Source organism: Burkholderia sp. APQ4-4ca (assembly GCF_057837105.1).
This window is the reverse complement of sequence record NZ_JBYQCG010000116.1, coordinates 17,280-25,998: the sequence shown is the minus strand read 5'-3', so window position 1 is coordinate 25,998 and position 8,719 is coordinate 17,280. Positions and strand designations below refer to the sequence as shown.

9 protein-coding genes and 3 pseudogenes are annotated in these 8,719 nt (G+C 60.6%); 2 read left to right on the top strand and 10 right to left on the bottom strand.

The features are described 5' to 3' along the window. Positions 1-269: tyrosine-type recombinase/integrase (locus AC3IFE_RS14990; protein WP_489190968.1), on the top strand; the 269-nt coding region annotated here is incomplete at its 5' end. 99 nt (positions 270-368) lie between these two features. On the opposite strand, the gene AC3IFE_RS14985 is transcribed toward AC3IFE_RS14990, so the two are convergent. Further along, positions 369-833, bottom strand: a complete 465-nt coding sequence (locus AC3IFE_RS14985; RefSeq protein WP_489190966.1) for a Rid family hydrolase — start codon at positions 831-833, stop codon at positions 369-371. 227 nt (positions 834-1,060) lie between these two features. On the opposite strand from AC3IFE_RS14985, the gene AC3IFE_RS14980 reads away from it, so the two are divergent. Next, positions 1,061-1,960 carry a LysR substrate-binding domain-containing protein gene (locus tag AC3IFE_RS14980; RefSeq protein ID WP_489190965.1) on the top strand — a complete coding sequence of 300 codons (900 nt, stop codon included), beginning with the start codon at positions 1,061-1,063 and terminating at the stop codon, positions 1,958-1,960. A gap of 207 nt (positions 1,961-2,167) precedes the next feature. Here the strand turns inward: AC3IFE_RS14980 and AC3IFE_RS14975 are convergent, their stop codons facing one another. From AC3IFE_RS14975 to AC3IFE_RS14935, 9 genes and pseudogenes are all read right to left on the bottom strand, one after another. Beyond that, a complete protein-coding gene (locus AC3IFE_RS14975; protein ID WP_489190964.1) occupies positions 2,168-2,686 on the bottom strand; it encodes a hypothetical protein in 519 nt (172 codons plus the stop codon). A gap of 117 nt (positions 2,687-2,803) precedes the next feature. Then, positions 2,804-3,130 (bottom strand): hypothetical protein, encoded by a 327-nt coding sequence (locus AC3IFE_RS14970; RefSeq protein WP_489190963.1) that lies wholly within the window; start codon positions 3,128-3,130, stop codon positions 2,804-2,806. 76 nt (positions 3,131-3,206) lie between these two features. Continuing rightward, positions 3,207-4,014: pseudogene (locus AC3IFE_RS14965) on the bottom strand (DUF4942 domain-containing protein). 66 nt (positions 4,015-4,080) lie between these two features. Beyond that, positions 4,081-5,208, bottom strand: coding sequence for a hypothetical protein (locus AC3IFE_RS14960; protein WP_489190962.1), 1,128 nt, complete (start codon positions 5,206-5,208; stop codon positions 4,081-4,083). Continuing rightward, a pseudogene (locus AC3IFE_RS14955) lies at positions 5,205-6,109 on the bottom strand (recombination directionality factor). Before AC3IFE_RS14955 ends, AC3IFE_RS14960 begins: the two are co-directional and overlap by 4 nt. A gap of 58 nt (positions 6,110-6,167) precedes the next feature. After that, positions 6,168-6,395, bottom strand: a complete 228-nt coding sequence (locus tag AC3IFE_RS14950) for a hypothetical protein (protein ID WP_489190960.1) — start codon at positions 6,393-6,395, stop codon at positions 6,168-6,170. 11 nt (positions 6,396-6,406) lie between these two features. Further along, positions 6,407-7,402: pseudogene (locus AC3IFE_RS14945) on the bottom strand (YqaJ viral recombinase family nuclease). Between the two features lie 67 nt (positions 7,403-7,469). Then, on the bottom strand, positions 7,470-7,670 hold the full coding sequence (locus tag AC3IFE_RS14940; RefSeq protein WP_489190959.1) for a hypothetical protein: 201 nt from the start codon (positions 7,668-7,670) through the stop codon (positions 7,470-7,472). Beyond that, positions 7,667-8,635, bottom strand: coding sequence for a DUF932 domain-containing protein (locus AC3IFE_RS14935; RefSeq protein ID WP_489190972.1), 969 nt, complete (start codon positions 8,633-8,635; stop codon positions 7,667-7,669). Before AC3IFE_RS14935 ends, AC3IFE_RS14940 begins: the two co-directional genes overlap by 4 nt. Positions 8,636-8,719 lie beyond the last annotated feature (84 nt).

Sequence of the window (8,719 nt, the reverse complement as noted above, 5' to 3'; positions counted from 1 at the left end):
TCCCGAGCCGGTTGCATACATCACCGCATCTGTCGACGCGCCAATATGCCAGACTGGTGCATCGGTGGATTGCGTGGATTGGCCTTGACGATACGGCGTATGGTACCCACACGATGCGCCGGACAAAAGCTTCGCTGATCTACCGGCGGACGAAGAACCTTCGGGCGGTGCAATTGCTGCTCGGACATACCAAGCTGGAAAGCACGGTTCGCTATCTCGGCATTGAGGTCGACGATGCCCTTGAGATAGCGGAGCAGACCGAGGTTTGATGGCATCGCTGCCGGCGAGCGGTCGCTTGCCGGCCATGAACCGCCCTTCGACTGCCGCGCCAGGATTGTCGACAATGAATCAGAATCGATGAAAAAAGGTCAGATCGATGGAGGTGCGATCTTCACGACCTTCGACGCTGTCACGGTCACTTCGACTAACCACCCTGGTTCGACAAGCCCCACTACCTGTGCACGAGTCCGGGTGGGCAGATAGGGTTGCGCCGCCGAGCCGAAATACTCGGCATAGACGCTCGAAAAACTATCGTAGTCTGGCACACCATTTTTCCCGGGCTCGGCAACGAAAAGAGCCTGCACGGTGATCACGTCGCCCAACGTATACCCTTTACCTTCGAGGATTCGCTGAATCTGATCCAACACGCTTTTCGTTTGCGTTTTCAAATCGCCGAAATAGCTTACCGTGTGCGGATCGACGTCGAGATTCGCCGGCAGCGCGCCTACCCCACTCAACGTGATAGTCTTCGCGTTCGCGGGGACCTCAATTGCTTCCGAAAATTCTCGTGCCCACGATGCTTCGAGGTGCGCGGGGGTACGGTGTCGCGACAATGGCGTCGCTCATTAGGTACTCCAATGTGATGCCGATTGACATGATGCCGTCAGTCGCGCGCACCAACCACGCGTGACGAACTCGCTCATCGATCAATCGGGTATCGATGAGTGTCGACTCGTGATGGTACTTAGGTCGTGATGATCGGAAAAATGAATTAATTCGATAAAATTGTTCGATACTATCGATCAATAGTGTTATGCAGATCTGGTCCAGCGAGAGACATATGGAACTTCGGCATCTTCGCTATTTCCTGGCTATTGTTGAGTTCAACAGCCTTTCACGGGCAGCTGAAAAGATGTGCGTTGCGCAATCCACGCTGTCGCACGCCCTTCGCCAGCTCGAAGAGGAACTGGGCATCGTGTTGTTCGACAGAGTTGGGCGAACCATTCGCCTCACACAGGCAGGCCGGGTTTTTCATGACTATGCGGCGCGCACGTGCAACGAAATGATGCGAGCCAAGCGAGCCATGCAGGAACTCAACGAGCTCGACGCAGGTATCTTTACTTTGGGCGCCATCCCGGTATTTCCGCTTTCATTTCTGCCTGAAGCAGTCTCGTCCTTCAATCAGCGGTATCCGAAGGTTCGGATCGTGGTCCAGGATCTTCTCGCGGCGGAGCTTGAGGAAAAGCTGGCACTAGGTACACTCGATCTCGGTATTGCATTCCATCCGGCTTCAACGAACGGCGTTGAATCCGAGTATCTTTTCACGGAGCGGCTCGTCTTGGCCGTCGGTCGGGACCACCCATTCGCGCAAAAGCACCGGATTCAATGGAAAACGCTTGATTCGATTCCCCTTGCGCTCCTCGCGCCGAAGTTTTCGACGCGCATCCTAATTGATGATGCGTTCAAGGCTGCCAGAGTACAACCGCGGGTAGTCGTTGAAATGGATACCACGATGGCGCTTCTTACGGTCGCGGCCGAAGGCAAGCTTGCAACCGTCGTTCCTGAACGTGCCGGAGCAGGCTTCGAATGCATCAACCTGATACCTATAACGCATCCGGAATTGTCCCGAAAGCTTGGCTTGCTATGGCCGAAGGAGACCGGACGGACTCGCATCGCGATAACTTTCGCAGATGTGCTTAAGGATGTGTCCGCGAATGTGCGACATGGCCAGGAAACGTGATCCGTGGTCAGCTCAATCCTGCTGCTGGAATTCTCACACCGTGGGCATGCAGCCACACGGGTGCACTTACTCTGATCCTCGGAGCGCCTGTGCCGTGTTGACTGACCGCTATCGGGAAAACCAAGTGAGCGGTTCGGGTCGACTTCGGAAATCCGATAGATTGTCGCGTGCCGGGGGGCACCGCGCGAACGCGGCGCCCGTCCACGATCATGCAGCAGCGGTGGCGTCTTCAGTCACGACTTCGCTCATCGACACAGCACCTTTCTGGCAGATGGCTCGTGCCGCGTTTGACGACCGGTAAATCACGCCTTCGTCGCCATGCCGGTCCAGCCTCGCATTGAAGCCTGCGAGTGCGGGCGCATTACCCGCCGGATCCAGCAGCAGGAGCGAATGCGGTTCGAAGGTTCGCCCGTTCTGGCGTCCTTCGATGCCCACGACGAGCGCCGCATGTGCGCTCACCGGATGCGGCTGGTTCCAGCCCACGATCACTGGGTTGCCGGCGGCGAGTTCCCTCTCGCTGAAACGCGGGATCGCTTGAGCGTTGCCGGTGCACAGCACAGGCCGCACGCCAATATTGAGTTCGGTGATGAAGCTTGCCATCTCCGACAGCGTGAGCCCGTGCAGGTAATGCGGCCACGCGTGGTCCCACACGCTACGTTCTGCGCCTTCCTCATGATACGGCAGCCACACCGGATCACCGATCCTGCCGAGCAGCGCGAGCGCCATCGCGACACAGTGCAGGGTACTGCCGCCGTCCCAGTGCCCCTGACGGCTGAAGAGCTTCGCGCCGGTCGCGGCGACCGCAGGCGACTCGCCGGGACATGGAATTTCTGGATCAGCATGTCAGTAGTCTCCCGGCAGGAGGAAGGTGGTCGCGGAGCGGTCCCACTCGGTAATGACCCATACGGTCTGGCTGTTGGGCAGCACGTAGCTCGACAGCAGACGCAGCCCTGCATCAATCGACAACTCGTTCTGCTGGCGGTCGGATTCGGACAGGTCACCCCAGTCGCCGCGCATGTGGCGGATCAGCAGGTCAATGATCGAGACGCGTGTGTTGGCGATGACTTCCAGTGCGGCGGGCGTGGCGAAAATCCGGCCGAGCTTGAAGCGCGGGCCGGCGGATTGTACGGATGGCGGATTCACGAAATATTCCAAGTAATGGGCGAACACGAGCCTCCGGATAAACCGGATACCGAGTTCGCGGAATGGATAAAGGGAGAGGCGAGACGCTGGGCGCGTCCCGGAATTACCGCGCTTCGGACGCTAGGGCGTTCGGATAGTGCTTCGCGAGAATCAGGTTCATCTTCTCGACCAGATCAGCACGCTTGAACGTCAAGTGCCCGTTGCCGTTCTTGAACCAACGCAGGTGAAAATAGCCGTGCTCGGCCTCGATCTTCTGTTGGCGCTGCGAGTCCGAGATAAGCGACGACATGCCATGTCGATGATCCGGCTCCGGCTCGCCATCGAGCACGCTGAACACCCGCGTCAGATCGTTCAGCTCGTTCGTGACGTGATAATTGGAGCTGCCTTGCGAGACCAAATACCGAACGATGATGCGGCGCCCGAACTTGAAGGGCTGATTCGTTTTGTAGTTCCACGACAGCCGCTTGAAGCACTGGACCACGCCACGTTCGAACATGTCGCCGCGCGCGCCGTAGAGCTGCGCGAAGGTTGCTTGGATGTTGGCGGCCGTCAGTTCAGGTACGTCACCTTCGGCAATCTGGTTATCCCACTGCTTGCGTGCCTCGGGCATCCATGAAGCTGCGCAAGCCCGATTCGGACAACAAATAGGTCCAGCCGCGCACGTCAATGAGACGCGCGATGGCGGCCTCGGCATCGTCGCGCTTGGCATACTCTCCCGTGACGGTGGGGCGTCCCCGACAGCCGTAGCTCTCGTCGAGCACGAGCCGGGGGAACCCGAGATGCGCAGCTTTGGCGAGTTCTTGTGCCTGGCCGAGCAGGTCGAGAGCGGCGCGCACGCGTTCGACGACGGCGACGCGCTGATTGGCGAGGTTCACGATACTGACGCTGGGAACGAGTTCGGTGGTGTCCATGTGGCATGACGAGAATTAAGTGAAATGAGGGCGACAAGAAGACAGCCGGGCGCGAGGCCCGGCTGTTTATGCCGTCACGTTGAGTTCGACAAGCTGCCGACGTAACTCCGCTGCCCTAGATTGCGAACAGGACAGGTGACGTCGAATGTCGGCAACGGTCGGACGAACGAGCCCGGTCGCGACATCCTGAATGAGTCGCGACAGGTGGTCGTCGTTGGGAGCGCCGGTCGGTAAGGGCGTAATCGGATCGTCGCGCGGCGCATGACCGGTGGTCGTACGGTCGTGACTGGGCGTTACGGAATTGCGACTAACGGTCTCGTCGTCGTGACTGGCCGCGACGGGCATGACTGCCGGCTGAGCCATGCCGCCCGCATCCGTGACTATCGTGACTACGGGTTCAGTCACGTTCGGCGCGTCCGTGACTGGCGTGGCGATTGGCTGAGTCACGGCGGGCGTCACCGTGACTGCTTCCGGAGTAACGCCAGTCGTGACCGGTAACGGCTTCGGTAGCGGCGACCGAAGCGCGACTGTCCACAGCACGCACGCGACGCCTTCCAGCACCGCGGCGAACGCGAGTCCGGTCAGCAGATCAACCCGAGCGGTCGTCGTGCCGAGTAACGCGGCGAGTCGTGACGTGACGGGATCGGCGAGTAACGCGTCACGCCGCGCCGTGACTCGATCCGTCGTGACTTGCTGACGGTGGATGTCGTTGGCTTCGGCGTTCAGCGCATCGATCTTGGCCGCGAGCGTGACCCGCCGACCTTCCAGTGTCACGCAGTTACCGTTGCAGTAACGGGCGTTGGCGGTCGCGAGTTGCGCCGTTACGGCGGCGCGTTCCGCCATGACGGCGGTGAGACTCCGACCGGATGATGGAGCTGAATCCACCGGGACCGTCGCCGCCCGTTGCTCGCCGGCATGCTGTTGGGCGAACGCGAAAAACACCGCGTGACCGTAGCAGGCTGTGACCAGACATGCGCCCCATAACAGGCTACCGACACCCCGGACGACGATCGGCGCATCCCGAATCAGCGCCGGTAACAGGTGCGCGCTCGTGGCGAGCACCGTTCCGATTGCGATCCAGATGAGCCGTTCCGGCAACGTGCCGCTGCGCTGCCAACCCGCCAGAATCGACAGGCTGAGCGCAGTCGTGGTTGCCAGCATCGCCAGCGCGAACCCCCAGCGTCGAACGCTCATGCTGCCTTGCCGCCGAGCAGGACGGCTTTGCGTTCGAGCTTCTGGCGAAGCGTGACTGGGGTGTCGGCAGAGCCGCCGTCACCAGCGTCCGATTGCGGCGCATCGTGTGGATAGAACTCTTCGGCAACAGCGGCGCGCTCGTCGGGACTATCCTCGAACGCACCGTTGGCGAAGCCGAGCCGGGCGGCGGCATCGAGTGCCGCCTGGTCGAACCCGGCTTCGCGACGGCGCGCGTCCAGTTCCTTCGCCTCGATCAACGCTTGTTCGAGCTTGCTTCCCGCACGCACGCCGAGGTCGACGTAATAGATGGCTGACCTGTAGCTCTGCGTGGTCGATTTACCGCGCAGCTTCAATTCCAGCGGCAGACAGGCCAGCAGGTTGCCGGATACCGCCCGGAAGTAATGCAGGCGTGCGGCCAGCGTCCGGATACTGTTATAGGACGTGGTGCGGAGGATGAACGACCCGAGTTCATCATCCTCGCCGACAATCACGTTCAGTCGCCCGTAGGGCTTGCAGCCGCCTTGACGACCGAACGTACAGCCATCCGGTGACGGGCAGGGCATGGCTTCGATACCTGCATCGGTGGCACGTCGGCACGTCTCTCCGTTGCCGACACACACGGGCCGCCCGGTATCGCGATCGAACAGCGAGTACTCGCAGCGCAGGTTGAATCTGGGTCGGAGAAAAGCACCCGAATGGGAATCGCGCGCAGCTTGCCAGATGTCGCCTTGCGGAGTGTTTCGTTTAGCGGATGCAGCATCCATTCGCCGCGTTGTTGCACCTGCGTCGTCAGCGTGAATTGATCATCGGCAGTGGGCACACGCTTGCCGTTCTTCTCGACAATTTTCCCGATCGCGATGCGTCCGACAATCGGTGGGGTGATGCTCAGTCCCTTCAGCATGATGTGGTCCTCTAAAAATGAAAGGGAGAGGGGAGCGGCGAGCGTCGAATCGCGCTGACTACCGCGTGAAGTGCGCTTCGAGCTTCGTGTGGATTTCCTGAGCGACGCCATGCCAGGCTTCGACGCTGATCAGCGGGTGAACGCCGAACTGTTCTTGCAACGTTTCGAGGGGTACGGTCGCAACGCGCTCGGCGTGCTTACTGAGTGCGTTCATCACGAACGCTTGCGCGAGCGCGCCGTAGCGGGAGAACGTCATGATCTCCGTGAGACATTCGAAGTTGGTCATGGGGAATCGAATCAGGTGGAAACGAGAAAGCGCCGCGAACCCGGCTTCGAACGGGCGTACTGCGTTTCGAACTCGGGGTGGTCGGCGAGCAGCCGTTCTCGGTCGACGGTGGACGAATCCTTGCTGCGCTTGAACGACACGGCGCCGGTTTCGAATACAGCCCGAGTTGCGTCACCCATGGCTTGCTGGAGCGTTTGCTTGAACTGCGCTTCGAGTTGCTGGCGCGTCTCGATCTCGGCTCGCACGGCGACCAGATCGGCGAACACGGAGGACAGCACCCGATCGTTGCTGAAGTCGATGGTTTCACCGTTGCCGGGATACAGGTGACGCAGCGCACGGTCGGCGGATTCCGATCCGTCCGCAGGAGGCGGCGTATCGGATTCCACGTAGCGCCAGAATCGCTGTTCCAGTTCGATGAGCCGTCCGATCAACGCGTCGTCCCGTTCGATTCGATGCACTTCCAGCGCCTGCCCGCAAAGCAGGACCGCAACGTGTGCTGCTGTCTTGCCGGTGACGGCGAGCTGATGCTGGACTTGCAGCTGTATGTATTCCGGCACGCCGTCCCGCCAGAGTCGGGTGCCATGTTCGCCGGCCGTCTTGCACTCGAGGATCTGGACGTCAGGCCTGCCGACGACCTCCCGGTCGATGTTCGCCAGCATCCACGCGATCGATGGATGTCGCAGCACCGCGTTGACCTTGCGGACCTTGTTGCCGGTCTGCTGGGTCTAAACGGCCGCGACGATGGGCTCCAACAACGTGCCCCAATACGTAGGGGACGTCGTATCGGCTGGATCGGCGCGGGGAAGACCTTCCGCGCGTCCGGTCTTGTCGAGCCACAATTCCAGCGCGCTCATGTAGGGATTGAGCCCGACCGCAGCTGCAGCATCCGATCCGCCAATGCCGGTACGACGTACCGCGAGCCAGTCGTCGCGCGACAGGTCGGCAGTCTTGATTAGCTTCAGTGCTGGCTTTCGCGGGTGCGGTGGCTCCGGGTGAGGGGCGTTCAAGAGACCTCCAAAATGAAGAAGCCCGGTAGACGGATCTGACCCGGCTAAAGGTGAGTCAATACGGGAGCTATGCCGAACTAATGCGCCGGAATGTGTCCTGCAACGCGTCGCCGGCGAAGGTCACGAGTTTGCCGTTTCCGAGATGGACCGTCGTACCCTGAGGTTTGATTTGCAGGATCGTGGCGTAACGGCCGCCGAACCGTAAGCCGACACCGCGCGGAATCTGAATGCGCATGTCGACTGCCAGAAGCGGGATGGGCTTGGTCATGCGACAAGTTGCATTGCCGCATCCCATGCCCGTTGCTTGAGCGTTGCACCCGCTCCGAACCAGGCGGCATCAAGACGGTGGTCATCAGTACGGGCGCGACGATGGTGATCGACGTATTCCGTGACCGCATTCAGCAATCCCCACGCCGTGCCGGAGGCCGATGCCAGATCCGCATCTTTGCCACGACCGGCATAAAGCTGACCGACTGCCTTAATCGCGCGTTCATTGATGGCAACGATCTCGCGGTCGGGAAGGTTGGCAGTCGAGTATGTCAGCACGCGTCGCAGAAACGCTTCGGCCGTGGAGTCGGTGATCTTGCGTTCGGACAGGGCTTTGGTGCGGACCATGAATGCGTCCCATGTCGAGACCGCGATACCGAGTTGTCGCTTCACAGCGGCTGCATCGAACTGTGATCGATGCGAGACCTTGATTGCGCCAGCGCTGTTCCCCAAGGCAATGGCGAGCGTGTTGTTGCATACGACACGGATCGACGTGAATTGTGCGGTGGTGGCCAGCGTCCCGTCGCACGCGGTGGCCAGCAGCAGGTAGCCATTCACCTCGTCTTTGCCTTTAAGCATGCCGGACTGTCCGGTGCGGGCGAGCGCCCAGAGCTTGCGGCCCTCCTTGAGCACACCCGCGGTCTCGAGCTGGAAACCACCGATCTCCGTCAGGTCTCGATAAAACTCCAAAATCTCTTCGGGCTGCACGACCTGATAGCGAGCCGAAACGACGGACAACGGTGCTTTGGTGTCCGACCGGTACAAGACCTTCTGTTCGGGAAACGCGTGAATCGAGCCGAGGGTGCGATTGCCAGTGGCGACGAAACGCACTTCAGCTTCTTCGATCCGCCAGTCCATGCCGGCGGCGCGTCTCCAGACTTCGAGCGGTTGTTTCGGGGTGAGTTTGTTTCCGAGGCCGTGCCAGGGTTCGGCTCCGACGTAAGCCATTGTTTGAACGAGATGCATGGTCGCTCCTTGAATAAAGACGAGGGCATACAGTCCGGCGAGCGCCGGACGGAAAGAGAATTGAGGGGAGAACAGCGAGAGGGA